The 23936-nt window shown below is 74.6% G+C and carries 23 protein-coding genes; 12 read left to right on the top strand and 11 right to left on the bottom strand.

The window, feature by feature from the left end:
• Window positions 1-23: 23 nt before the first annotated feature.
• The 5 genes from OP18_RS11130 to OP18_RS11110 all read left to right on the top strand — a co-directional run bounded on the left by OP18_RS11130 (window position 24) and on the right by OP18_RS11110 (window position 5257).
• Window positions 24-206 carry an antitoxin gene (locus OP18_RS11130; protein WP_033358735.1) on the top strand — a complete coding sequence of 61 codons (183 nt, stop codon included), beginning with the start codon at window positions 24-26 and terminating at the stop codon, window positions 204-206.
• A gap of 113 nt (window positions 207-319) precedes the next feature.
• On the top strand, window positions 320-1708 hold the full coding sequence (locus OP18_RS11125; RefSeq protein WP_052386530.1) for a hypothetical protein: 1389 nt from the start codon (window positions 320-322) through the stop codon (window positions 1706-1708).
• Window positions 1705-2874, top strand: a complete 1170-nt coding sequence (locus tag OP18_RS52270) for a sensor histidine kinase (protein WP_052386529.1) — start codon at window positions 1705-1707, stop codon at window positions 2872-2874. Before OP18_RS11125 ends, OP18_RS52270 begins: the two co-directional genes overlap by 4 nt.
• Entirely contained in the window at window positions 2871-3311 is a 441-nt protein-coding gene (locus tag OP18_RS11115; RefSeq protein WP_033358734.1) for a response regulator, read from the top strand. The genes OP18_RS52270 and OP18_RS11115 overlap by 4 nt, the downstream gene beginning before the upstream one ends.
• Complete coding sequence (locus OP18_RS11110) at window positions 3311-5257, top strand: hybrid sensor histidine kinase/response regulator (RefSeq protein WP_033358733.1); 1947 nt, start codon at window positions 3311-3313, stop codon at window positions 5255-5257. The genes OP18_RS11115 and OP18_RS11110 overlap by 1 nt, the downstream gene beginning before the upstream one ends.
• A gap of 9 nt (window positions 5258-5266) precedes the next feature.
• Here OP18_RS11110 and OP18_RS11105 read toward each other — a convergent pair whose 3' ends face one another.
• The 4 genes from OP18_RS11105 to OP18_RS11090 form a co-directional block, all read right to left on the bottom strand.
• Window positions 5267-5740: a phosphoribosyltransferase gene (locus OP18_RS11105; RefSeq protein ID WP_033358732.1), complete on the bottom strand. Its 474-nt coding sequence runs from the start codon at window positions 5738-5740 to the stop codon at window positions 5267-5269.
• Window positions 5741-5803: 63 nt separating this feature from the next.
• Window positions 5804-6388, bottom strand: coding sequence for a hypothetical protein (locus OP18_RS11100; RefSeq protein WP_156089439.1), 585 nt, complete (start codon window positions 6386-6388; stop codon window positions 5804-5806).
• A 105-nt stretch (window positions 6389-6493) separates the two neighbouring features.
• Window positions 6494-7327: an alpha/beta fold hydrolase gene (locus OP18_RS11095; protein WP_033358730.1), complete on the bottom strand. Its 834-nt coding sequence runs from the start codon at window positions 7325-7327 to the stop codon at window positions 6494-6496.
• A gap of 20 nt (window positions 7328-7347) precedes the next feature.
• Window positions 7348-8172 carry a class I SAM-dependent methyltransferase gene (locus OP18_RS11090; RefSeq protein ID WP_033358729.1) on the bottom strand — a complete coding sequence of 275 codons (825 nt, stop codon included), beginning with the start codon at window positions 8170-8172 and terminating at the stop codon, window positions 7348-7350.
• Between the two features lie 75 nt (window positions 8173-8247).
• Between OP18_RS11090 and OP18_RS11085 the strand changes: the two genes are divergently transcribed.
• Window positions 8248-8685 (top strand): helix-turn-helix domain-containing protein, encoded by a 438-nt coding sequence (locus OP18_RS11085; RefSeq protein ID WP_033358728.1) that lies wholly within the window; start codon window positions 8248-8250, stop codon window positions 8683-8685.
• Window positions 8686-8698: 13 nt separating this feature from the next.
• On the opposite strand, the gene aqpZ is transcribed toward OP18_RS11085, so the two are convergent.
• Together aqpZ and OP18_RS58610 are read right to left on the bottom strand one after the other, a co-directional pair.
• A complete protein-coding gene (gene aqpZ / locus OP18_RS11080; protein ID WP_052386528.1) occupies window positions 8699-9478 on the bottom strand; it encodes an aquaporin Z in 780 nt (259 codons plus the stop codon).
• A 102-nt stretch (window positions 9479-9580) separates the two neighbouring features.
• The gene (locus tag OP18_RS58610; RefSeq protein ID WP_033358727.1) at window positions 9581-9940 is read right to left on the bottom strand and encodes a DUF3618 domain-containing protein; all 360 of its coding nucleotides are present in this window, start codon (window positions 9938-9940) and stop codon (window positions 9581-9583) included.
• Window positions 9941-10082: 142 nt separating this feature from the next.
• Here OP18_RS58610 and OP18_RS11070 point away from each other — a divergent pair, with 142 nt between their 5' ends.
• Together OP18_RS11070 and OP18_RS11065 are read left to right on the top strand one after the other, a co-directional pair.
• Entirely contained in the window at window positions 10083-12815 is a 2733-nt protein-coding gene (locus OP18_RS11070; RefSeq protein ID WP_162189771.1) for an FtsX-like permease family protein, read from the top strand.
• Window positions 12816-13014: 199 nt separating this feature from the next.
• A complete protein-coding gene (locus OP18_RS11065; RefSeq protein ID WP_245635338.1) occupies window positions 13015-14610 on the top strand; it encodes a pectate lyase family protein in 1596 nt (531 codons plus the stop codon).
• A gap of 61 nt (window positions 14611-14671) precedes the next feature.
• Here the strand turns inward: OP18_RS11065 and OP18_RS11060 are convergent, their stop codons facing one another.
• Entirely contained in the window at window positions 14672-15649 is a 978-nt protein-coding gene (locus OP18_RS11060; RefSeq protein ID WP_033358903.1) for a pectate lyase family protein, read from the bottom strand.
• 265 nt (window positions 15650-15914) lie between these two features.
• On the opposite strand from OP18_RS11060, the gene OP18_RS54970 reads away from it, so the two are divergent.
• On the top strand, window positions 15915-17474 hold the full coding sequence (locus tag OP18_RS54970; protein WP_081970641.1) for a pectate lyase family protein: 1560 nt from the start codon (window positions 15915-15917) through the stop codon (window positions 17472-17474).
• Between the two features lie 7 nt (window positions 17475-17481).
• On the opposite strand, the gene OP18_RS11050 is transcribed toward OP18_RS54970, so the two are convergent.
• Both OP18_RS11050 and OP18_RS11045 read right to left on the bottom strand, forming a co-directional pair.
• The gene (locus OP18_RS11050; RefSeq protein WP_052386526.1) at window positions 17482-18162 is read right to left on the bottom strand and encodes a pentapeptide repeat-containing protein; all 681 of its coding nucleotides are present in this window, start codon (window positions 18160-18162) and stop codon (window positions 17482-17484) included.
• Between the two features lie 10 nt (window positions 18163-18172).
• Window positions 18173-19423 carry a PQQ-dependent sugar dehydrogenase gene (locus tag OP18_RS11045; RefSeq protein WP_033358900.1) on the bottom strand — a complete coding sequence of 417 codons (1251 nt, stop codon included), beginning with the start codon at window positions 19421-19423 and terminating at the stop codon, window positions 18173-18175.
• 160 nt (window positions 19424-19583) lie between these two features.
• On the opposite strand from OP18_RS11045, the gene OP18_RS11040 reads away from it, so the two are divergent.
• Together OP18_RS11040 and OP18_RS11035 are read left to right on the top strand one after the other, a co-directional pair.
• Entirely contained in the window at window positions 19584-19949 is a 366-nt protein-coding gene (locus OP18_RS11040; RefSeq protein WP_033358725.1) for a hypothetical protein, read from the top strand.
• Between the two features lie 101 nt (window positions 19950-20050).
• Window positions 20051-21010: an ADP-ribosylglycohydrolase family protein gene (locus tag OP18_RS11035; RefSeq protein WP_052386596.1), complete on the top strand. Its 960-nt coding sequence runs from the start codon at window positions 20051-20053 to the stop codon at window positions 21008-21010.
• A gap of 25 nt (window positions 21011-21035) precedes the next feature.
• Here OP18_RS11035 and OP18_RS11030 read toward each other — a convergent pair whose 3' ends face one another.
• Together OP18_RS11030 and OP18_RS11025 are read right to left on the bottom strand one after the other, a co-directional pair.
• On the bottom strand, window positions 21036-21824 hold the full coding sequence (locus tag OP18_RS11030) for a siderophore-interacting protein (RefSeq protein WP_033358723.1): 789 nt from the start codon (window positions 21822-21824) through the stop codon (window positions 21036-21038).
• Entirely contained in the window at window positions 21821-22831 is a 1011-nt protein-coding gene (locus tag OP18_RS11025; protein ID WP_033358722.1) for an ABC transporter substrate-binding protein, read from the bottom strand. Before OP18_RS11025 ends, OP18_RS11030 begins: the two co-directional genes overlap by 4 nt.
• A gap of 98 nt (window positions 22832-22929) precedes the next feature.
• On the opposite strand from OP18_RS11025, the gene OP18_RS11020 reads away from it, so the two are divergent.
• Window positions 22930-23934: a FecCD family ABC transporter permease gene (locus tag OP18_RS11020; RefSeq protein ID WP_081970640.1), complete on the top strand. Its 1005-nt coding sequence runs from the start codon at window positions 22930-22932 to the stop codon at window positions 23932-23934.
• The last annotated feature ends 2 nt before the right edge of the window (window positions 23935-23936 follow it).

The following is a 23936-nucleotide window of genomic DNA, read 5'->3' as shown; positions in this document are numbered from 1 at the left end:
CACCGACACCTGGGAGCACACCGATGAACGACTTCATGGACCGGGCGAAGGACTTCGCCGACCAGCACGACGAGCAGATCGACAAGGCCGCGGAGAAGGCCGGCGAGCAGGTCGACCGGCGCACCGGCGGCAAGTACGACGAGCAGGTCGACAAGGGCGTCGACTATGCCCAGCAGCACACGGGCCAGGGCGACACCAACCCCTGACCGCGGCGCGGCGGCGGGGGACCGGATACCGGTGCTCCGCCGCCCGTGCGTGGTACGTTGCTCAGGTGCATACCGAGCGTAGTCATGCGACTGCGCTGCGCGTAGGTTCGGGCGTGCCGGCGGTGGCGGCCTGGGTCAGCGGGCCGATGCCGGAGCTCAACCGCGACATCATCGCCGGGCGCCGGCCGCCCGGTGAGTTCCCGGTCGCGGTCACCGCGGCCCTGGCCGGCCTGCCGGCCGCGCCGCAGCGGTGCACCCCGCTGGAGGCGCGGCGGCTCGTCGTGCTGCTCGGCCTCGCCGGCGCCGCCCTCGGCCGGCACCACCAGGAGCGGGACACCGCACACCGGCGGCGGCCCGAGCGGGCGTTCGACCTGCCCGTCGGCGAGGCGTGCGTGCCGTTCCTCGACTACTTCACCGGCCTGGCCGAGCAGACCGGTGCCGGCCACCCCGACCGGGACGCGTACGCCTCGCTGACCCGGTGGAACCTCCCCGCGACCGAGGTCTGGTGGGGCGAGGCCCGGTTGGCCACCCTGCCGGGCGTGTTCGACGACGGGCAGGTGCGCACGTACACCGGCGAACGCGACGAGACCGGGTTCTTCGAGCTGATCAAGCTGTCCGAGACGTACGAGCGGGCGGTGAACCTCGCGCTCGCCCCCATCGCCGAGGAGAGCGTCGACGTCTGCGGCGCGGACGCGGTGCACCGGCTCGGGGTCGCCGCGGAGCTGCTGGACGCGCTGCGCCGGCTCAACACCGGCTTCGCCGCGCTGCCGGCCGGCGACGGGCTGCGGGCCGGGCACTTCATGGACGTCTTCCGCCAGTTCGCCGTGCACTGGCGCCCCGGCGACGTGCCGCCCAGCGGCGCGCTGGACCCCGAGGCCATCGAACGTGACCTGCTGCTCGGCATCGACCTGCCCGGCCACCGCGCGCACCTCGCCCGGCTGCGCCCCGGCCTGCTCGCCGGGGAGTGGGACCGGCTCACGGCCGTCATGGACCGGCCCGGGCTGCCGCGGATGCTGCTGGCGCGGCTGGGCGCCGGCACCGACCTGTCCGGGCGGTCGCCGGCCGGGCTGCGGGCGCTGCTCGGGTCCTGCCCGGCGCTCGCCGCGCTCTACCTGGTGCTGCGCGCGCACGCGCGGGTCTCCAGCGCGCACCTCATGCTGGCCAAGAAGTACCTGTTCGCGCCGCAACGCGACCGGGACCGCACCGGCGCCGGCGACACCGGTGTGGTCTCCAACCGCCGCGGCACCACCGGCATGGACGAGCGCACGCTGGAGCGGCTGGTGCGGTTGCGGGGCCGGCACCCGCTGCGCGCCCTGCGCCGGTTGCCGACCGCCGACCTGGAGTCCCTCGCCGGCGTCGACGCGCTGCGCCGCACCCAACCGCCGCGGGTACGGTTCGCCCCGCCGTCCCCGCCGCCGTCCGATCCGCCGTCCGCGGCGCTGGTACGGCCACGCCCACCCGCCGGCGGCTCCGGCGGCGGCCGGCCGCCGGACGCGTCGTGAACGCCACCGCGGCCGCCGGCCACGACCCGCGGGTCGGGCACGACCAGCTGCTGGCGCTCATCGACAACACCTCCGCGGTCATCTACATGCGCGACCTCGACGGCCGGTACATGCTGGTCAACCGCGAGTACGAGCGGCTGTTCGAGGTGCGCCGGGACGCGATCGTCGGCCTCACCGACCACGACCTGTTCCCCGCCGACGTGGCCGACGCGTTCCGCGCCAACGACCTGCAGGCGGCGCGGCACGGCCGGCCGGTGCAGATGGAGGAGGAGGCACCCGGCGAGGACGGCCCGCACACGTACGTCACCGTCAAGTTCCCGCTCATCGGCGCCGACGGCGCGCCGTACGCGGTCTGCGGCATCTCCACCGACATCACCGAACGCAAACGCGCCGAGGAGCAGGTGCGGCAGCTCAACGCCGAGCTGGAGGACCGCGTCCTGCACCGCACCGCGGAGCTGCGCGCCTCCAACCGGGAGCTCGACGCGTTCGCGTACTCGGTGTCGCACGACCTGCGGGCGCCGCTGCGCTCCCTCGACGGCTACAGCCAGCTGCTGCTGGAGGACTACGGCGACCGGCTCGACGACGAGGGCCGCGAGTACCTGCGACGGCTGCAGGCGAACGTGGCGCGGATGGCCACGATGATCGACGACCTGCTCGACCTGTCCCGGGCCACCCGCACCGAGCTGCGCCGCGGACCCGTCGACGTCACCGCCATCGCCCGCGACGTCGCCGCCGAGCTGCGCGCCGTCGAACCCGACCGGCGGGTGCGGGTCACCGTCGCCGACGGGCTCGCCGCCGCCGGCGACGCCGACCTCGTCCGGCTCGTGCTGCAGAACCTGCTCGGCAACGCGTGGAAGTTCACCTCGAGACGCGACGACGCCGTCATCGAGGTCGGCGCCGAGGACCGCGGCGTGCTGTACGTGCGCGACAACGGCGCCGGGTTCGACATGCGCTTCGCCGGCAAGCTGTTCGAGCCGTTCCAGCGCCTGCACGCCGTCACCGACTTCGAGGGCACCGGCATCGGGCTGGCGATCGTGCACCGCATCGTCACCCGCCACGGCGGCCGGATCTGGGCCGAGGGCACGGTCGGGTCCGGTGCGGTGTTCCGGTTCACGCTCGCCCCCCGGCGCGAGGACCGGGCGGTGCCCGTACCGGAGACGACATGAACGACGGGGTCATCCTGCTCGTCGAGGACAACCCCGACGACGTCACGTTCACCCTGCGGGCCTTCACGAAGAACAACATCCGCAACCGGGTCGTCGTCGCGTCCGACGGCGCCGCCGCGATCGACCTGCTGCACCCCAGCGACGGCGGCGCGCCCCTGCGCCCCGCGCTGATCCTGCTCGACATGAAGCTGCCCCGGTACGACGGCCTCGAGGTGCTGCGGCGCATCCGCGCGGACCCGGTCACCCAGCCGCTGCCGGTGGTGGTGCTCACCACCTCCAGCGAAGAGCGCGACATCGTCGAGAGCTACCGCCTCGGCGCCAACAGCTACGTGCGCAAACCCGTCGTCTTCGCGGACTTCGTCGACGCCGCCAACATCCTCGGGCGGTACTGGCTGGTGGTCAACGAACCCGTCCCGGCCCGCCCCGGCAGCCGCTGATGCCGCAGACCCGTGTCCTGATCGTGGAGGACGACCCCGACGACGCCCGGCTCATCGTGACCCGGCTGCACCGCGGCGGCCTCGACCTCGCCGCCGACATCGTCACCACCGCCGAGCAGTTCCGCGCCGCGCTCGACGCGCACCCGCCCGACCTGGTCATCTCCGACTACAACCTGCCGGCCTTCACCGCCGAGGAGGCGCTGCGGACCCTGCGCGAGAACGGCGGCGACGCGCCGTTCATCCTCGTGTCCGGGCAGGTCGGCGAGGAGATCGCGGCCGCCATGATGAAGGCCGGCGCCAGCGACTTCGTGCTCAAGGACCGGGCCAGCCGGCTCGTGCCCGCGGTGCAGCGCGAGCTGCGCGAAGCCGGCGAGCGGCGGCAGCGGCGGGCCGCGGAGGCGGCGCTGCGCGACAGCGAGCAACGCTTCCGGCTCCTCGCCGAGCACGCCATCGACATCATCTTCCGGTTCCGGCTGCGGCCCGACCGCGGCCTGGAGTACATCAGCCCGGCCATCACCAGCATCACCGGCCACGAACCCGCCGAGGTGTACGCGAACCCGGCCCTGCTCGCCGCGATCATCGACGACGAGGACCGCGAGGCGTTCACCGGCTCGTGGCTGCGGCCGCGGCGGGCGCCGCAGATCCTGCGGGCGCACCACCCCGACGGCCGGCGGCTGTGGATCGAGCAGCGAGCCATCCTCATCACCGACGCCGACGGCGAGCCCGTCGCGGTCGAGGGGACCCTGCGCGACGTCACCGAGCAGCAGCGCCTCGACCACGAGCTGCGCCAGGCGGAGCGGCTCGACTCCCTCGGCCACCTCGCCGGCGGCATCGCCCACGACTTCAACAACCTGCTCGCCATCATCACCGCGTACGCCACCGACATCACCGAGGCCCTCGGCGAGTCGCACCCCTGCCACCCCGACATCGTGCGGATCAGCCACGCCGCCGAACGCGCCGCCGCGCTCACCCGGCAGCTGCTCATCTTCAGCCGCCTCGAACCGTCACAGCCGGAGGTCCTCGACCTCAACCAGGTCGTCGCCGACACCGAACAGCTGCTGCAGCGCACCATCGGCGAGGACATCACGTTCACCACCGACCTCGACCCGGACCTGCCGCCGGTGACGATCGACCGCAGCAAGCTCGAGCAGGTCATCGTGAACCTGGTCGTCAACGCCCGGGCCGCGATGAGCGACGGCGGCCGGCTCACCGTCACCACCAGGCACCTGCTGCCGCCGCTGCCCGGCAGGCCCGCAGCGGCCGGCGGCGCGGGCGTGGCGCCGGCACCGGGCACGGTCAGCCTCACCGTCACCGACACCGGCTGCGGCATGCCGACCGAGGTCGTGGCGCGCGCGTTCGAGCCGTTCTTCACCACCAAGGGCCCCGGCAACGGCACCGGCCTCGGGCTCGCCACCGCGTACGGCGTCGTCACCCAGGCCGGCGGCGACATCCACATCGACAGCGTGCCCGGCCGCGGCACCACCATCACGGTCCTGCTGCCGTCGTCGGACCCGCCCGCCACCGCGGCCGGCGCCGCCGACGACGGGCCCGGCACCGTCGAGGAGGCCGGCGGGCACATCCTCGTCGTCGAGGACGACGGCGACGTCCGCGACATCGTCGTGCGGATCCTGACGAGGGCCGGCTACCGGGTCACCGCCCCCGCGTCGGCCGCCGCCGCGATCGACCTGTGCGCCGACCCCGCCTTCACCGTCGACGCGCTGCTCACCGACGTCATCATGCCCGACATCGCCGGGCCGCAGCTGGCCGTAGCCGCCCGCCTGCTGCGCCCGCAGCTGCCGGTGCTCTACATGTCCGGCTACACCGCCGGCAACCTGCCCGGCGGCCGCACCCTCACCGACGACCCGCTGCTGCGCAAGCCCTTCACCGCCGCCGAGCTGCTCCAGCAGCTGCAGCAGGCGCTGCGACGCACCCGCAGCCTGTCGTGACCGGGCCCGTCAGGCGGCGACGACCGGCGGCTCGCTCGACCACGGGAAGTTGATCCAGCGGTCGGTGCGGCGCCACACGTACTCGCACCGCACCACCGTCTGCGGCTTCTCGTACAGCACGGCGCAGCGCACGTCGGCCGCGTGCACGGCACAGAAGTCGCGGACCACCCGCAGCGTGGCGCCGGTGTCGGAGACGTCGTCGACGATGAGCACCCGGGCCCCGGCGAGGTCCTCACCGTCGGGCGTGGGCCGCAGCACCACCGGCGCGTCGAGGCGCTCGTCGACACCGGTGTAGTACAGCACGTTCATCATCACCAGGCGCTTGACGTCCAGCGCGTATCCCAGCGCGCCGGCCAGCAGCAGCCCGCCACGGGCGACGCACAGCACCACGTCGGGCCGGAACCCGTCGTCGGCGACCGCCTGGGCCAGACCGCGCGAGGCGTCCCCGAACGTCTGCCAGTCCAGCGTCTCCCGCTCGTCCATGCGTCATCTGCCTCACGTCGCGGGGGGCCGGCCCGCGTAGCCTACCGGCCCCCGCGACCGCGGTCAGCCCTCCAGGGCCTTCCAAGGCTTCGGCGCCCACACCCAGTGCCCGTTGACGTGCACGAGGCCCTCGTACGCCATGCCGGTGTCCTTGCCCGGCTCGGTGTACTTCCACCGGTACCAGGTGAGCCCGGGCTTCAGGTGCGGCCCGATCTGCTGGTAGCCGCCGGGGAAGTTCGCCTCGACCGCCGAGGACCAGGACCGGATCTCCTCGCTGGTGGCCTTGAACAGCTTCAGCTCCGTCTGCGCGGCGTCGCCGCCGACCTTGGCGTCACCGTTCCACAGGTTCGTCGCGTAGAACCGCTCGGCCTTCGTCGCGACGTCGCCGGCGAACAGCGCCTGGTAGTCCTCGGTCGTCGGCTTCAGCTTGCGGACCAGCGCGGGGTCCTTCGGCAGCGCCTGCAGCAGCGCCTTGGCGCCCTCGTCGGTCTTCGGGTAGGTGCTGTCCTGCCCGGCCTGCTGCGTGGCTTGCTGCGTGCTCTGCTGCGTGCTCTGCGCGGCGGGGGTGTCCGCGGCGTCCTCACCGCAACCGGCGAGCGCCGTGCCCAGTACCGCCACCAACAATGTCGAAAGCGCCAGGCGCTTCATGTGTGCTCCTTCTCGGCTGATCCCGGCGGGGGGTGACCCGCCACAAGCGGTCGTCACCGTACAAACCCGCGTCAACTCCCGCCGGGGTGCCGGTCCGGACCGGTTTCAGCGCAGGAAGGCGGCCACGGTGGTGGCGAGCCACGCCGGGTCGTCCAGCCACGGCGAGTGCCCGCCGCGGGGCTGGACGGCGACCTCGGCGTGCGGGAACAGGCCCGCGTACTCGGCGGCCCGCTTCGGCGGCAGGGCGACGTCGTGCTCGCCGGCGACCAGCAGCACCCGGGCCCGCAGGCCGGCGAGCGCGGCCCGGACCGCCGACACGTCGACGCCGGGGTAGTACGCGGCCGCGGCGGCGTCGTTGCGCTGCCCGTCGGCGGCGTCGGCGTCGGCGCGGGCGGCGTCGTCCCACCGGCCGTAGGTGAACGGGGTGACGGCCGTCCAGTCGGCGGGCTCCGGCGTGCCCGCCCAGATCCGCTCGAACGCGGCGTACGCGTCGGGGAACCACGGCTCGCCGCGGCGCCGCTCGGCGACCTCCCGCCGGTCGGCGTCGGTGACCTCGATACCGACCACCCGCGGCGACGGGTTCAGCAGCACCAGGCGGCCGATCCGGTCGGGGTGGCGCACCGCGTACAGCAGCGCGACCGCGGCCCCGGCGGAGTGGCCGAGCAGGTCGACCCGGTCGAGGCCGAGCCGGATCCGCAGCGCCTCGACGTCCGCGGCGAGCCGGTCGCACCGGTAGGTGGCCGGGTCCCGGGGCACCGCCGACCCGCCGGTGCCGCGCAGGTCGAGCAGGATCAGCGTGTGGTGCGCCGGCAGGCCACCGAGGTCGCCGAGGTACGCGCCGGCCCGCATCGGCCCGCCGGGCAGGCAGATCAGCGGGCTGCCGGTGCCCACGCGGCGGTACGCGAGCCGGGTGCCGTCCGCGGCGTCGAAGATGTCCACCCGTCGATGTTAGGGCGGGTTCACCCGGCCGGCGCCTCGGCGTCGACCTGCCAGCAGGCGGCGGTGAAGCGGACCTCGTCGCCGTGCACGTACGGGTCGAAGGCGGCCCGCACCGTGTCCACGACGCGGGCCCGGGTGGCGGCGTCGGCCCGGCCCAGGACCAGGCCGAGCGGGCCGAGCCTGGTGAAGTAGTGCTCCAGGTCGCGCCCCGGCAGCACGCACGCGACGTCGACCGGCCGCAGGCGGGCGCCGGTCCAGCCGGCGCCGGACAGGACGGCCCGCACCCGCGCCGGGGCGGCGAACCCGAACTGTCCGGGCTCGTCCGGGCGGCGGGCCGGCAGGTCGGGCAGCAGCGGCGCGGCGGCCCGCTCCGCGGTGGTCATGAACGGGTTCTGCGCCGCGTCGCGCCACACGACGGCGCGCAGGGCGGCGCCGGGCACCGCGGCCCGGCGCAGGTTGGCGAAGGCGCGCACCGGGTCGGTGAAGAACATCACGCCGAAGCGGGAGACGACCGCGTCGAACCCGGCCGCCGGGAACGCGTGCTCCTGCGCGTCGGCGTGCACGAACGTCACCCGCACGCCGTCGCGTGCGGCGCGCGCCCGGGCCGCGGCGACCATCGGCTCGGCGATGTCGACGCCCACGCAGCCGCCGGTGCCGGTCCGCCGGGCGATCGCGACCGTGGTGGCGCCGGTGCCGCAGCCGACGTCGAGCACCCGGCCGGCGCCGAGCCCGGCGACCTCGGCGACCAGCAGGTCCTCGAACGGCCGGAACAGCTCGTCCAGCATGGCCTGCGCGTCGATCCAGGCCTGCCCGGCGGTGCCGCTCCAGCGTGCCGTCTGGTTCATCTGCGTCTCCTGTGGTTGCGGGGACCCCGTCCGGGATGCGACGGTGTCACTTCAAGCCGACTTGAGGTCAACCGCATGACGCACCTGGACATCGCCGAGGTCGCGCGCCGCGCCGGCGTGCCCGCCTCGACCCTGCGCTACTACGAGGAGAGAGGGCTGATCGCCTCGGCCGGCCGGGTGGGGCTGCGCCGCCAGTTCGAGCCCGGGGTCCTGCAGCGGCTGGCCCTGATCGCCCTGGGCCGCACCGCGGGCTTCTCCCTCGACGAGATCGCGCGCATGTTCGGCCCCGACGGGCAGCCGCACCTCGACCGGGGGATGCTCGCGGCGAAGGCCGACGAGCTGGACGGCACCATCGGCCGGCTCACCGTGCTGCGCGACTCGCTGCGCCACGCGGCCGCCTGCCCCGCACCGAGCCACATGCAGTGCCCGACGTTCCGCCGCATCGTGCGCGCGGCCGGGTCCGGCGCCGTGCCCACCGCAGCGCCGGCTGCGGTGCGCACCCGGGCCCGGTGAGCCGGCCCGGGGGTCAGCCGGGGCGGTCGTCGACGTCCTGTGCCTCGGCGGCCGCCTCTACCGTACCGGTGCCGCCGGTCACGTACCGGTAGCCGATCCCGGCGGCGACCGCGCCGATCATCGGCGCCACCCAGAACAGCCACAGCTGCGACAGGGCGGCGCCGCCGGCGACGAGGGCGGGGCCGGTCGAGCGGGCCGGGTTCACCGACGTGTTCGTGACCGGGATGCTCACCAGGTGGATGACGGTGAGCGTCAGGCCGATGGCGAGAGGGCCGGTGCCGCGCGGTGCCCGCAGGTCGGTGGCACCGAGGACCACCAGCGCGAACACCGCGGTCAGGACGGACTCGACGAGCAGGGCGGCGCCGAGGTTGTACCCGCCGGGGGAGTCCGTGCCGTAGCCGTTGGTGGCCAGGCCCTCGCGGTCCAGGCTGAACCCGGCCCGGCCCTCGGCGACGGCCAGCAGCACCGCCGCCGCGGCGAGGGCGGCGACCACCTGGACGAGCACGTACGGCACCACGTCGGCGGCCCTGGTGCGGCGGCCGAGCCACAGCGCGACCGTGACCGCCGGGTTGAAGTGGCCGCCGGAGATGTGGCCGAAGGCGTACGCCGCGGTCAGCAGGGCCAGCCCGAACGCCAGCGCTACGCCGAGCAGCCCGGCGCCGATGTCGTCGAAGCGCGCGCTGAGCACGGCCGTGCCGCAGCCGGCGAACACCAGCCAGAACGTGCCGATCAGCTCGACGGCGAGCCGGCGGCCGAGCCCTGCCGGCGACGGTGCGCGCGAGGGTGCTCCCACCCGTCGACCTTCCCGGCCACCGGCGGCGGGGACGTCACCCGCGCCGCGTGAACGCCTGCGCGACGTGGCCCGTGCCGTCCGCGCCCGGCGGCGGCGCGGACGTCACCCGCGGCGCGTGAACGCCCGTACGACGTGGCCCAGGCTGTCCGTGCCCCAGCGGGCCAGGGCGACGCCGAGCCCCGCGCCGTCGCGGGCGAGCCCCTGCGCCACTCCCCAGGCGGCCCCGGTCGCCGTCGCGGCCGCGGAGACCACCCTGCCGGTCGCGCCGGTGGCGGTGGAGACGGCGCCGCCGGCGAGCCGGCGCACCGGCGCGACCCGCCGGGCCGCGGCGTCGCGGGCCCGGCCGGGCACGTCGAGGCGGGCGGCCAGCGCGTCGACGCTGCCGGCGAGGCCGGCTCTGGTCCGGGCGATGTCGGCGCGCAGCCTGGTCACGTCGTCGTCGGGTTCGATGCGTGTGGTCACGGCTGTGGTCGTACCCACCCGGGCGCCGACCCTCACGGCGAACCCGGACCGAACGGGGCTTGCATTGTGACAATGTATGGGCGACAGTGGCGGCGTGATCCGATTCGTCTGGGCACATCTTCGGGGGCGGGCGGGGCGAGCGGTGGCACTCCTCGTCGGAGTGCTCACCGCCACCACCGGCTTCACCGTGCTGACCGGTGCCACCGCCACGGCGCGGCTGCAGGTCACCGGCACCGTCGACGCCAACGTGCGGGCCGCCTATGACATCCTGGTGCGCCCGCGCGGCAGCCGGCTGCCGCTGGAGGACGACCGGGCGCTGCTGCGGCCCAACGCCGTCTCCGGCATCTACGGCGGCATCACCATGGACGACTGGGCGAAGATCCGCGCGGTGCCCGGGGTCGACGTCGCGGCGCCGATCGCCATGGCCGGCACGGTCAACGCCGCGGTCGGCGCGCCGGTCGACATCACCGACCTCGTCGACCGCGCGCTCGACCGGCAGGTCATCCGGGTCGACCGGACGCTGCTGGCCGACCGCGGCCTCAGCCGGGCACCGGCCACCCCGGTCTACGTGTACGTGACGAAGCACGACGTGGCCTGGCCCACCTCCGCCGGCTCCGACGTGGTGTTCCCGGGCGGGCGGACGATGCCGTTCAAGGAGTTCTGCGGCGGCAACTTCGGGGCGCTGGAGGACGGCCGGCCGCTGTGCCCGTTCCCCGAGCAGGGGCAGGTCACCGACGCCACCACGCAGGACGTGTTCGTGGTCGGCCTGCGCGCCGACGGCACGTTCGACACCGGGATCGGGAGTAGGCAACCGCCGCAGGACCGGCTGGTCATCACCGTGGCGTGGCACGAGCCGATGCTCGTCGCCGCCGTCGACCCGCAGGCCGAGGACCGGCTCGTCGGGCTGCGGGGCGCCACCCAGGGCACGTTCCTGAGCGACGCGCCGGCCCGCACGGTCAGCCCGGCGGCCGGCTCGCCAGCGAGCAAAATCGTCCCGGTGCTGGCCACGTCGCGCCGGTACGCCGACACCACGGCGGCCGTCGCGATGTCCCGGGCGCGCATCGACGGCCCGCTGCCGTCCGGTGACCCGGGCGCCACGCTCGCCGCGCTGGCCGCCGCGCCCGCGGCCCGGCTCCGCGAGGAGCTGCTGGACACCGACGCGGCCTACAAGCACACGACCAGCACCGAGATGGAGCGCGAGGGCAACGGCTTCAGCTTCGTGTACAGCCATGAGTGGCTGCTGCAGATCGGCGGCGTCACCTACCTGCAGTCCCCGGACGGCGGGCTCACCGCGGTCCCGGTGCCCTACGACCCGGTCGCCTACCTGCTGCCGCACACGTTCGGCTTCCCGGCGCCGTGGCAGATCGACGACACCTCCTTCCGCACGGTGCACAACGTGTCGGTGCGCGTCTACGGCGACATGACGAAGACCGAGCTCGGCGTCGTCGGCACGTTCGACCCGCAGCGGCTCACCACGTTCAACCCGCTCAGCCGGGTGCCGATGGAGACCTACGAGCCGCCGCTGGTCGTCGGCGCCGACCAGCACACCCGCGACCTGCTCGGCGGCCGCCCGCTCGCCCCGGGCGCCAACCCGGCCGGCTACCTGTCCTCGCCGCCGATGATGCTGATGGGTCTCGACGCGTTGCCGGACCTGCTCGACGACACGCGGGGCACCGACAAGGCCGCGCCGCTGAGCGCGGTGCGGGTCCGGGTCGCCGGGGTGCACGGCTTCTCCGCCACCTCCCGCGAGCGGGTCCGGCTGGTCGCGGAGGACATCGCCGCGCGCACCGGGCTCGACGTCGACATCACGTACGGCTCCTCGCCCGCCCCGCAGACCGTGACCCTGGCCGCCGGCCGGTACCAGCGCCCCGAGCTGCGCGTCACCGAGCACTGGGTGAAGAAGGGCGTCGCCGCGAACATCATCACCGCCGTGGACCGCAAGAGCGCCGTGCTGTTCGTGCTGGTCCTCGTCGTGTGCGCGCTCTTCCTGGCCAACGCCGTCACCGCCGGGGTCCGCGACCGCCGCACGGAGCTGGCGACGCTCTCCGCGCTCGGCTGGCCCGCGCACCGCGTCTTCGCCGCCGTCCTCGGCGAGGTCGCCACCATCGGCGCCGTCGCCGGCCTCGGCGCCCTCGCCCTCGCCGCCCCGCTCGGCGCGCTGCTGGACGTGCGCACCACGTGGACGCAGGCGCTGCTGGCGGTGCCGACCGCGGTCGTGCTGTCACTGGTGGCCGGGCTGCTGCCGGCGCTCGGTGCGGCCCGGGCACGCCCCGCGGCCGGCCTGCGCCCCGCGGTCACCCGGCCCCGCCGCGCCGGGCGGCCCCGCGGCCCGCTCAGCATGGGCCTGCTCAACCTGGTGCGGGTACCGGGCCGGACCGCGCTCGGCGCCGGCGCGCTCGCCATCGGCATCGCCGCGGCCACCGTGCTCGGCGCGATCACGTTCACCTTCCACGGCGCGATCGTCGGCACCCTCCTCGGCGACGCGGTCTCCCTGCGGGTCAGGGCCGTCGACACGATCGCGGCCGTGGCCACGGTCCTGCTCGGCGTGCTCGCCGTCGCCGACGTGCTCTACCTGAACATCCGCGACCGGGCCGCCGAGCTCGCCACGCTGCGCGCCACCGGCTGGACCTCGGCGGCCCTGGGCCGCCTGGTGGCCGCCGAGGGTCTCGGCATCGGGGTGCTCGGCGGCGTGCTCGGCGCCGGTCTCGGCGTGGCCGGTGCCGCATGGCTCGTCGGCGACCTCACCGGCGGCCTGCTCACCACCGCCGCGTGGGCGGTCGCCGCCGGCGCCGTCCTGGCCGCCGGTGCCGCGCTCGTCCCGGCGGTCCTGCTGCAACGCCTGCCCACCGCGCAGCTGCTCGCCGACGAGAGCTGAGCACCGCACGGGCCGGGCGCTGCAACTTTCCTGCGAACGTTTTTCGTTGACGGGTTTCGATAAAGGGGCTTAGCGTCTGTTCAGGAAAGGCCTTTCCTGAGGAGCTCCGCCAAGTTCACTCATGAGCCGGCGGCGCGGTGCCGCCCCCGTCGCGGTGCCGCCCGCCCGCTCCCGCCGTTCCAGCACCGGGAGGCTACCCGTGCAGCTCACCATGCCCATCTCCAGCCGCGGCGTCGGCGCCGCCGCGGCCGTGACGCTCGTCGCGGCCGTGGTCGTCGGCGCTGCCGGCGCCGCGCTCGGCGCGCCGCTGTTCGCCGACGACTTCGAGGACGGCAACACCAACGGCTGGTCCAAGTCGGGCGGCAGCTGGTCGGTCGTGACCGACGGCTCCCGCGCGCTGCGCCAGGCCGGCACCAGCAGCGACGCCCGGGCGTTCGCCGGGGCGAGCACCTGGACCGACTACGCCGTGCAGGCCAGGGTCAGGCCGATCGCGTACAACGGCCAGTCCGTCGGTGTGATCGCCCGCGCCCAGAGCAGCGGCAACTACTACGCGCTCGCCCTCACCGGCGGCCAGGCCCGGCTGGTCAAGCGGGTCGGCGGCACGACGAGCACCATCGCGACCGGGGTCGCGTCCGTGCCGGCCGGCACGTGGGCCACCGTGCGCCTGGAGGTGGCCGGCGCGACCCTGCGCGGGCTCGTCGACGGCGCGCAGGTCGTCACGGCTACCGACACCACGTTCACCGCCGGCCGGCTGGGGCTGCTCACCACGTATGCGAGCGCCACCTTCGACGACGTCACCGCCGATACCGCGCCGGGCGCCCCGCCCAGCTCGTCGCCGACGCCGTCACAGCCCACGGACCCGCCCGGCGAGTGCACCGACCCGCCGGTGGTCGTCGGGTTCGCCGCGGTGAACGCCTGGGGGCAGAACGGCACGACCGGCGGCTGCGGGGGACCGACCGTGACGGTCGGCGACGCCACCGCGTTCCTGGCCGCGATCGCCCGCCCGGGGCCGCTGATCATCCGGGTCAACGGCGTCATCACGCTGCCCGGCCCGATGCACGACGTGACGTCGGACAAGACGATCCTCGGCATCGGCGCCGCCTCGGGGCTCACCGGCGGCGGGCTCAACATCGGGCTGCCGGTCGACGACGCGGTGACAGCACCACCGGCCGACGCGGTGCACAACGTCATCATCCGGAACCTGGTCTTCACCGGTACCCCCGACGACGCCATCAACGTGCAGATGTTCAGCCACCACGTCTGGATCGACCACAACGACCTGTCGCGCGGCTACGACGGCCTCGTGGACATCAAGCGCGGCTCGAGCTACGTCACGGTGTCCTGGAACCACACGCACCACCACACGAAGAACATGCTGCTCGGGCACGACGACGGCAACGGCGCGCAGGACACCGGCCAGCTCAAGGTGACCTACCACCACAACTTCTTCGACCGCACCCCGCAACGCAACCCCCGGGTGCGCTTCGGTGAGCCGGTGCACGTGTTCAACAACTACTTCCTCTACAACACCGACATCGGCGTCGCCTGCCAGGCGTCGGCCGGCTGCGTGATCGAGCACAACGTGTTCGAGGACACCGAGGAGGCGTACGCCATCGACTACGCCGGCCCGAAGGGCCGCATCGTGGCCCGCGGCAACCTCTTCATCGGCGAGAGCGCGCCCGGCACGATCGGTGGGACGGTCCAGGAACCCGGCACGTACTACGGCTACACCGCGCAGAGCGCGGACACGGTCAAGGCCGCCGTCCTCGCCGGGGCGGGCACGGGACACATCTGAGGCGCGACACGCACCGGCCGGGGCGGCGGACCTCCCCGGCCGGTGCCCTGCGCGGCGGCGCTCAGAGGTGCCCGGCACCGGCGCCCGCCCGCACCAGGGCCGGCACGGTCGCCGGGTCGTCCAGGGTGTACGGGTAGAACGTCCGCGGCTCGATCACGGTGCCGCCGAGCTGCGGGGTGCCGGAGCGCACGAAGACGTTGCCGCGGGCCACCGCCCGGCCGGGGCCGCTGTCGGCGTACCCGCCGGTGGACCACACGGTGTAGGGCACGTCCTGGAAGTGGTTGCCCTCGATGAGCACGCCGGCGTTCTCGGTGGAGGCGATCGCGTACAGCTCGTTGCCGACGAACGCGTTGTTGTAGACGTGCACCGGGTCGGCGAAGCGGACCCGCGGGTGCCGCTGCCGGCTGTGGTCGAAGAAGTTGTGGTGGATGCTGACCCGCAGGTGCCCGACGTCGGTGCCGGCGGCGCCGTCGGAGTGGCCGATGAGCATCGTCTTGTCGGTGTGGTCGAAGTGGTTCCAGGACACCGTCACGTAGTCGGCGCCGCGCACGATGTCGACCGAGCCGTCGACCGCGCCGGAGAACGTGTTGTGGTCGATCCAGATGTGGTGCGACTGCTGGCCGATGTTGATGGCGTCGTCCTCGGCGTCGGTGAACCGCAGGTTGCGCACGATGACGTTGGAGGAGCGGTAGAAGTCGAAGCCGCCGCCGGTGATCTCGGCGTTCGTGCCGACCCCGATGATGGTCTTGTTCGGCCGGACGCCCTGCTTGCTGGTGATGGCGATGCGGCCCTGGACACGGATGACCAGCGTGGCGGTGCTGTCGATGGCGTCGAGGAGCTGGTCGGTGGTGGTGACGGTGACGGTCTGGCCGCCGGCACCGCCGGTGGTGCCGTCGCGGCCGAGCGCGTTGACGGCGGCGAAGCCGGTCGGCGCGGTCTCGGCGGCGAGCGCGGCGGCGGGGACGGCGGGTGCGGCGAGGGCGGGGGAGCCGGGCAGGACCGCGGCGGCGGTCAGCAGCACGGCGAGGGAACGTCGCATGACGGCCTCCATGACTGGCGGGAAAGACTTAGGAAAGCCCTTTCCGGCGACGCTAGGAGCGGTCGTGGAACAAGTCAACGAACGTCGATGTGCAGGTTTGTTGCAGATCTTCCCCGCGGCTCGTCAACGCATTGACACTCGGCAATGTCGATCCTACCGTCGAGGAAACCGTTTTCCTCACCCGGTGCGCCGGTTGAGGGGCGCCGGCCCCGCGGCGCCCGACCCGCCCCCGGCCTCCAACTCCCCGCCAGGAGGTCCAACTCCCATGTATGCCCGGTTGCTCAACCGGCGGTGGTCCTCGACGGCCGCCGTCACCGTGGCCGTGGCCGCGCTGCTGCTCGGCGCGGCCAGGATCGCCGCCGCGGACACCACTGTGTTCACCGACGACTTCGAGGACGGCAACGCCAACGGCTGGTCCAAGTCCGGCGGCAGCTGGTCGGTGGTGACCGACGGCTCCCGCGCGCTGCGCCAGACCAGCGCCACCACCGGCGACGCCCGCGCGTACGCCGGCTCCGCGTGGGCCGACGTCACCGCCGAGGCCCGCCTCAGGCCCGTCGAGCGGGCCGCAGACGGGTTCGTGGCGCTCGCCGTGCGCCAGCAGAGCTCCACCAATGCCTACCGGTTCGCCCTGTACACCGACGGCCGGGCCCAGCTCGAGGCCGTGCGCAACGGCACGGTCACCGTCATCGGCGCCGGCACCCACACCGCCGCCACCGGCGCGTGGACGGCGGTGCGGGTCGAGGCCGCCGGCACCACCCTGCGCGGCTACGTCGGCGGCGCCCTCGTCGCGCAGGGCACCGCCACCGCGTTCGCCTCCGGCAAGGTCGGGGTGTGGACCTACCACGCCGCGGCCTCGTTCGACGACGTCCGGGTCGCCGGGTCGGCGGGTACCCCGCCGTCCAGCCCCGGACCGTCCTCGTCCGGGCCTGGCACGCCGCCGGGCAACCCGCCCGCCGGCCAGGTCGGCTACGCGACCCTCGCCGGCGGCACCACCGGCGGCGCGGGCGGCCCGACCGTCACCGTGTCCACCTGGGCCGACCTGGTCACCGAGGTCGGCCGGCACACCCCGCAGACCGTCCAGGTCAACGGCATCCTGCAGGGCTCCGGGCAGGCCACCGTCCGCGGCGACAAGACGATCGTCGGCCTCGGCGCCAACTCCGGCATCAACGGCGGCGGCCTGAAGATCTCGCACTACAACAACGTCATCATCCGCAACCTGAAGCTGTCCAACCCGGTCGGCACCGACGCGATCACCGTGCAGGACGCCGACCACGTCTGGATCGACCACAACGAGCTGTGGAGCGACCGGGCGCATGACATCGACTACTACGACGGGCTGATCGACATCACCCACGCCAGCGACTGGGTCACGGTCTCCTGGAACAAGATCCACGACCACTGGAAGACGTCGCTGGTCAGCCACGACGACGACAACGCCGCCGAGGACGTCGGGCACCTCACGGTGACCTACCACCACAACGAGCTCTACAACGCCGACGCGCGGCTGCCCAGCATCCGCTTCGGCACCGCGCACGTGTTCAACAACTACTACCACGACGACAACAACGGGGTGCACTCCCGCATGGGCGCCCAGGTGCTGGTGGAGGGCAACGTGTTCGTCAACGTCGCCACCCCGGTCAAGACCACCACGCTGAGCGTCCAGGACGGTTACGCGGTGGAGCGCGGCAACGTCTACACCGGCTGCGGGCCGAACCTGATCACCCAGGTCGGGTCGTTCACCAGCCCGCCGTACCCGTACACCTTGGAGTCCACCTCGACCGTGGCCGCCTCGGTCACGGCGAACGCCGGCACGGGTCGCGTCTGAGCGTGGTTCAGGCAGGGGTGAGGTGACCGGCGCACGACTCGCGCCGGTCACCGCCGGACTTCGTGCCGTCCGGGCACACCACGTTGGACCACGTCGTGCCGTCCAGGTCGGCGCCGTCGAGCCGGGTGCCGCGCAGGTCGGTGTCGACCAGCGACGCGCCGGTGAGATCCGCGTCGCGGGCGTCGGCCCCGCCGAGGTCGGAGCGGTGGAACTCGGTGCGGCGCAGGTCCGCCTCGCGCAGCACCGCGCCGCGCAGCCCGACGTCGGTGAACGTGCTGCCGTGCCAGGCGGTCCGGCGCAGGTCGGCCCGGCCGAGCTCGACCCCGGTGAGCATCGCGTCGCGGGCCGCGGCGTCGCTGAGGTCGGCGCCGGACAGGTCGACGTTCTCCAGCGACACCGACCCCAGGCGGGCCGCGTGCAGGTTGGCGCCGCTCAGGTTCGCCTCCCGCACGAATCCGTCCACAGTGGAGCGTTCCAGGTCGGCGCAGCGCAGCTGCCGCTGGGACAGCTCGGCGTCGCCGACCACCCGGCCCGCCATCGCCGCCGCGCCCGGCTCCGCGCACCGCCGGCCGTGTGTCTCCCCGGCCCGCTGGCGCACCAGCACCAGCCCGCCCAGCGCGACGGCGACGGCCAGGCAGGCGGCCGCCGCCTGCCGGCGCCCCCGGACCGTTCTCGGCGGGAACCGCACGGCCGCACCGTCACCGGGGGCCGGGCGTGGCGAGCGGATGCAGCGTCAGCCGGAGGATCCGGTCGTCCTCGACGGTCGGCCCGTTGGGGTTGCGGCCGTCACGGTTGGACGTGGTGAGCCACACGCTGCCGTCCGGCGCCGCGATCGCGGTGCGCAGCCGGCCGTACCGCGTCGCCAGGACCTCCTTCGGGCGGCCCGTCACCCCGGCACCGGGCCGCCAGCGGACCCCCCACGTGTCCGGCGTGCCGCCCTCCGTCGGCCGGCTGCCGGCCTGCTGCTCGCGGGCGCCGCCGACGCCGACCAGGTAGACGCGCTGGCCGCGCAGGCAGGTGACCACCGCGGTGTCGCCGACCACGGCCACGTCGGCGCTGACCCCGACCTCCGGGTGCCAGGCCACGATCGGGTCCACGTACTGCGGCTTGCCGCCGATGCCCTCCACCAGCGGCCAGCCGTAGTTGCCGCCGGGCCGGACCACGTTCAGCTCGTCCCACACCGACTCGCCGATCTCGGCGACGTACATGGTGCCGGTGCCGTCCCAGGCCATGCCCTCGGGGTTGCGGTGCCCGTACGACCACACCAGCGAACCGCGGAACGGGTTGCCCGGCGCCGGTTTGCCGTCCACGGTCATCCGCAGGATCTTCCCGCCGAGGCTGCTCAGCTGCTGCGCGCCCTCGGTGTGCGACGCGTCGCCGGTGCTCGCGTACAGGTACCCGTCGGGGCCGAACGCGAGCCGCCCGCCGTCGTGGATGCCGCCGCGGGGGATGCCGGTCACGATCGGCCTGGGCCGCTCGTTGAGCCGCAGCTTCGCGATCCGGTTGTCGACGTCGGTGGTGTAGTAGACGTACACCGTCTGGTCCAGGGCGAAGCGCGGCGAGGCGGCGATGCCGAGCAGCCCGCCCTCGTTGTCCGCCGTGGCCTCGCTGATCTTCGCCACCGGGGTGACCGTCAGCGTCCCGTTCGCGGCCCGGCCGGGGCCGACCTTCAGGATCCGCAGCGTGCGCCGCTCGGTGACCAGCGCTCCGCCGTCGGGCAGGAACGTCACCCCCCACGGGATGTCCAGGTGCCGGGCGATCGTGGTGACGGACACCCCCGCGTCCGAGCTCGCCGACGGGTCGACCGGCCCGAGGCCGAAGTCCGTCGGGTCGGTGACCGTCGGCGACGGCGGCGGCTTCGCGGGGGCGTCCGAGGTGCAGGCGCCGAGCACGGCCGGCACCAGCAGCAGGGCCAGCGCGACAATGCCCGCGCGGACGGGTCTACCCATGAACCGGCCTCTCCGCTCGCGCAGCCGTACGTCGTCTCCCTGCACGATCACGAATTCCGGCGCGGACGGCGTCACCCCCGGCGAGCGATCGGGTTTGAGGGCCCCGCGTCGCGGGCACCACGGCGGGAAGCTGAGCGACGCACCTTCGAGGGAGACCAGGATGAGACTGCTGACATTGGCCGCCGGGCTCGCCACCGGATACGTGCTGGGCACCCGGGCCGGCCGCGGCAAGTACGAGCAGATCGTCGAGGGCGCCCGGCAGCTGCGTGCCAACCCGACGCTGGCGCAGGCGCAGCAGACGGCCAGGAAGCTCGCGACGTCCCCCGCCTCGCCGGCCGCCGTGACGGACTCGGCGTCGTCGATGTCGTCGTCGGGTTCGTCGGCGGCCTCGCCGGGCGCCAAGCACCTCACCGCGACGTCCAGCGGGTCCGCGACGCCGGCCGCCATGCCGGGCGCGACGGCGTCCACGCCGAAGGCGCCGCGCAAGGCCAGCGCGACCACCGGCAAGACCGACCCGCTCGCGTAGCGGACGCGTGCGGCGAAGGCCCCGGCTGCCGCCGGGGCCTTCGCGTGTGCGGCGGCTACGATCCACTGGTGTCGACTTCGGCCTCAGGGTGCCTCTTCGGACTGGCGTACGGTGACGCGCTCGGCAAACCGACCGAGTTCCTGACCGTCGAGGCGATCGTCGCGCGGTACGGACCCGGCGGCCCCCGCGATCTGGAGGGCGACCCGGCGCTCGTCACCGACGACACGCAGATGACCCTCGCCGTCGGCGCGGCGCTGCTGGACGCGGCCGAGCCGACCCCGGCCGCGCTGGAGCCGCTGCTGCGCGAGCGGTTCGTGGCGTGGGCGCACAGCCCCGACAACGACCGGGCACCCGGCATGACGTGCCTGCGCGCCTGCGGCGGGCTCGACCGGGGGCTGCCGTGGGTGGAGGCGACCGTCGCCGGCTCCAAGGGCTGCGGCGCCAACATGCGGGTCGCCCCGGCCGGCCTGGTCCCCGGCTACGACCTGGACACCCTCGCCGGGGTCGCGCAGCTGCAGGCCGCCATGACCCACGGGCACCCGACCGCCCTGGCCGCCAGCGAGCTGACCGCCTACGCGGTGCGCCTGCTGCGCGACGGCGCCGTGCTCGCGGCGCTCCCCGCCGAGCTGCGCGAGCGGTGCCGGTCGCAGCGCACCACGTACCGCGGCGACTGGCTCGGCACGCTGTGGCAGCAGCCGGGCGTGGCCACCCCGGCGGACTTCATCAGCCGCGGTTGGGACGAGTGCGCCGACGTGCTCGACCGGCTCGACCTCGCCCTCACCCGGCCCGACGACGGCGGCGACCCGTGCGCGGCCACCGGCGCCGGCTGGGTCGCCGAGGAGGCGCTGGCGACCGGCCTGCTGTGCGCCATCCGGCACGCCGGCGAGCCGGTGACCGCCCTCGCCCGGGCCGCGACCACGTCCGGCGACTCCGACTCCATCGCCTGCCTGGCCGGCGCGTTCATCGGTGCTGAGCGGGGGATGGCCGCGTGGCCGGCGCCGTGGCTCGACCGCATCGAGTACGCGGGCCAGCTCGCCCGGCTCGGCCGGGCGTGGGACTGAGCCATCCGGCGGTCCGGGGCGGGCGTCAGGCGTCGGACTCGGCGACGAGGTCGTCCTCGGTGGCGCCGCGGCGCCAGTACCCGGTGAACATCACCCGCCGCCGGTCGAAGCCGCGCTCCCCGACCAGGTGCCGGCGCACCGCGCGCACCACGCCGGACTCACCCGCGACCCACGCGTAGGGCGTGCCGGCGGGCAGGTCGGCGCCGCGCAGCGCGTCCAGCAGCCCGCCACCGACGAGCCAGGTCACCTCGGCACCGTCGGGGCGGGGCAGGTCCCGCACGTCGGCCGGGTCGTGCACCTCGACCCAGGCGCGGACCGGCAGCGACCCGCCGACCCAGGCGAGGATCCCGGCGAGGGCCGGCACGGCCGTCTCGTCGCCGGTGAGCAGGATCCAGTCGGTGCCGGCCGGCGGGCGGAAGTCGACGCCGCCGTTGTCGGCGACCGTCGGGCCGAGCACGACGGCCCGGTCGCCGGGGCGGGCGTGCCGGGCCCAGGTCGACGCCGGCCCGGCGCAGGCCGTGTCGTGCACGGCGAAGTCGACGTCGAACTCGCCGTCGCGCTGCTCGCGGACCGTGTACGTGCGCATGACCGCCCGCGTCGCCGGGTCGGCGGCCCGCCACCGCGGGTACCAGTCCTCGCCCCTGGGCACGTCCGCGGCCCGCTGGTGCGGCTGCGGCAGGAACAGCTTGAACCGCTGGTCCCGCCCGCCGCTGGCGAACGCCGACAGGCCGGCGCCGCCGAACACGATCCGCACCGCCGACGGCGAGAGCGGCTCCCGGCGCAGCACCGTGACGTCGAAGAAGTCGAACGTCACGGGGTGACCTTCTTCGCCGACGCCAGGGCCTTGGCCAGGGCCTCGAGGGGGCCGGCGCAGCCGGCGTGGCTGAAGCGGGGCTCGCTGAGCCACGGCACGAGCTGGCCGGCCTTGACCGCCGGCAGGCCCGCCCACGTCGGCTTGGCGGTGAGGTCCTTGGGCTGCAGCGCCGAGGTGCGGCTGTCGAGCAGGATGATGTCGGCGGCGTACCGGTCGGCGTTCTCCCAGCTGAGGTTCTCGAAGAAGCCGCCGGTGACGTTCGACGGGGTGATGACGTCGACGCCGAGCTCGCGGTAGTAGCTCAGGTCCGCGTACGCCTGCGGGGTCGACGCGTACAGCAGGTCGGGGCTGGCGGACGCGGCGAGCACCTTGAGCCCGGGGTTGGCCCGCACGGCCGCCTTGACGGCCTCGCCGGCGGCGGTGAAACGGGCCTTGGCGTCGGTGACCGCCGCCGCGGCCGGGTCGGCGCCCAGGGCCGCGGCGAGGGCCGCGTACCGCTCGATGACCCGCAGCAGGGTGACGCCGCCGGACACGCTGATCCCCACGCTCGGGGCGAGGGACAGGATCTTGTCCTTGCTGTCGTCGGGGACGTACCACAGGGCGTTCGGCTCGTACATGTTCGTGACGAGCAGGTCCGGGTTCAGCGACGCGTACTTCTCGATGTTGAACTCGCCCCAGGCGTTGCCCAGCGACGTGAGGCGGTTCACGTCGAGGTCGCCGGCGAGCGGGTCCTTGCCGCCGTCGGCGCTCTTCGAGGGGCCGAACGTGGCGAGGACCCGGGCGTCGACGCCGAAGTCGCGCAGCGCGGCGGCCGAGCCGACGTACGCCACGACGCGGCTGGGCGCCTTCGCGGCGGTCACCTTCGTGCCGCGGTCGTCGGTGAACTCCCACGGGCCGCCGCTGCCGCCGCTGCCGCCGTTGTCGTCTTTGTCGCCGCAGCCGGCGAGCAGGGCGCCGAGGCCGAGGGTGCCGGCACCGGTGAGGAGACGCCGTCGGGAGAGGGGCATGGTGGTTCGCCTTCCGATCGCTGACTTGATTCCTGGAGTGGCGTAAGGTTAGCCTCACCTAAGTTGATCGTGTCAAGTCCACCCCCGGGAGCTCCTCCGTGCAAGGTGTCCACAGAGGACGCTGGCTGGTCGCCGCCACAGGACTGCTCGTCCTGACCGTCGTCGCGAGCCTGGCGATCGGCGCGCGGTCCCTCGCCCCGCTTGACGTCTGGCACGCCCTGACCGGCGCTGACGCCGGCGCCGGCGCTGGTGCCGCGGACAGCGCGGTCGCCGTGGTGCGGCAGCTACGGCTGCCCCGCGCGGCGCTGGGGCTGCTCGTCGGCGTCGCCCTCGGCCTCGCCGGCGCGCTCATGCAGGCGCTCACCCGCAACCCCCTGGCCGACCCGGGCCTGCTCGGCGTCAACGCCGGCGCGGCGGCCGCCGTCGTGACGGCCATCGCGTTCCTCGGCGTGTCCGACCTGTCCGGGTACATCTGGTTCGCGTTCGTCGGCGCCGCGCTCGTCACCGTCGCCGTGTGGGCCGTCGCGGGTGGCGGCACGGCCACCCCGGCCGGGCTCGCCCTGTCCGGCACCGCCGTCACCGCGGTGCTGTACGCCTACGTGACCGCGGTGCAGCTGCTGGACACCGCCTCGCTGGACCGGATGCGCTTCTGGACCGCGGGCTCCCTCGCCGCGGCGCGGCCCGGCACCGCCACCCTCGTCCTGCCGTTCGTCGCCGCGGGGGTGCTGCTCACCGCGGTGCTCGCCCGCACGCTCAACGTCCTCGCGCTGGGCGACGACGCCGCCCGCGCCCTCGGCACCAGCCCGGTGCGGGTCAGGGCGGCCGCGGCGGTCGCCGTCGTGCTGCTGTGCGGCGCCGCGACGGCCGCCTGCGGCCCCATCGTCTTCCTCGGGCTGCTGGTGCCGCATCTGGTACGCCCGCTGACCGGCCCCGACCTGCGGTGGCTGCTCGCGTTCTGCGCGGTGCTGGCGCCGGTCCTGCTGCTCGGCGCCGACGTGCTCGGCCGGGTCGTCGCCCGCCCCGGCGAGCTGCAGGTCGGCGTCGTCACCGCGGTCGTCGGCGGCGGCTGCTTCCTGGCCGTGGTCCGCCGGAGGCGGGCATGAGC

The sequence above is a fragment of the Dactylosporangium aurantiacum genome, assembly GCF_000716715.1.
Lineage (GTDB): Bacteria > Actinomycetota > Actinomycetes > Mycobacteriales > Micromonosporaceae > Dactylosporangium > Dactylosporangium aurantiacum.
This window is presented reverse-complemented; position numbering and strand designations above follow the sequence as displayed.

What these genes read in the sequence shown, in the direction of transcription:
- OP18_RS11045 (WP_033358900.1), bottom strand. Translation starts at nt 19,423, where the DNA reads ATGGGTAGACCCGTCCGCGCGGGCATTGTCGCGCTGGCCCTGCTGCTG.
- OP18_RS11090 (WP_033358729.1), bottom strand. Translation starts at nt 8,172, where the DNA reads ATGAACCAGACGGCACGCTGGAGCGGCACCGCCGGGCAGGCCTGGATC.
- OP18_RS11105 (WP_033358732.1), bottom strand. Translation starts at nt 5,740, where the DNA reads ATGGACGAGCGGGAGACGCTGGACTGGCAGACGTTCGGGGACGCCTCG.
- OP18_RS11130 (WP_033358735.1), top strand. Translation starts at nt 24, where the DNA reads ATGAACGACTTCATGGACCGGGCGAAGGACTTCGCCGACCAGCACGAC.
- OP18_RS11115 (WP_033358734.1), top strand. Translation starts at nt 2,871, where the DNA reads ATGAACGACGGGGTCATCCTGCTCGTCGAGGACAACCCCGACGACGTC.
- OP18_RS11110 (WP_033358733.1), top strand. Translation starts at nt 3,311, where the DNA reads ATGCCGCAGACCCGTGTCCTGATCGTGGAGGACGACCCCGACGACGCC.
- OP18_RS11085 (WP_033358728.1), top strand. Translation starts at nt 8,248, where the DNA reads ATGACGCACCTGGACATCGCCGAGGTCGCGCGCCGCGCCGGCGTGCCC.
- OP18_RS11060 (WP_033358903.1), bottom strand. Translation starts at nt 15,649, where the DNA reads ATGCGACGTTCCCTCGCCGTGCTGCTGACCGCCGCCGCGGTCCTGCCC.
- OP18_RS11040 (WP_033358725.1), top strand. Translation starts at nt 19,584, where the DNA reads ATGAGACTGCTGACATTGGCCGCCGGGCTCGCCACCGGATACGTGCTG.
- OP18_RS11100 (WP_156089439.1), bottom strand. Translation starts at nt 6,388, where the DNA reads ATGAAGCGCCTGGCGCTTTCGACATTGTTGGTGGCGGTACTGGGCACG.
- OP18_RS54970 (WP_081970641.1), top strand. Translation starts at nt 15,915, where the DNA reads ATGTATGCCCGGTTGCTCAACCGGCGGTGGTCCTCGACGGCCGCCGTC.
- OP18_RS11025 (WP_033358722.1), bottom strand. Translation starts at nt 22,831, where the DNA reads ATGCCCCTCTCCCGACGGCGTCTCCTCACCGGTGCCGGCACCCTCGGC.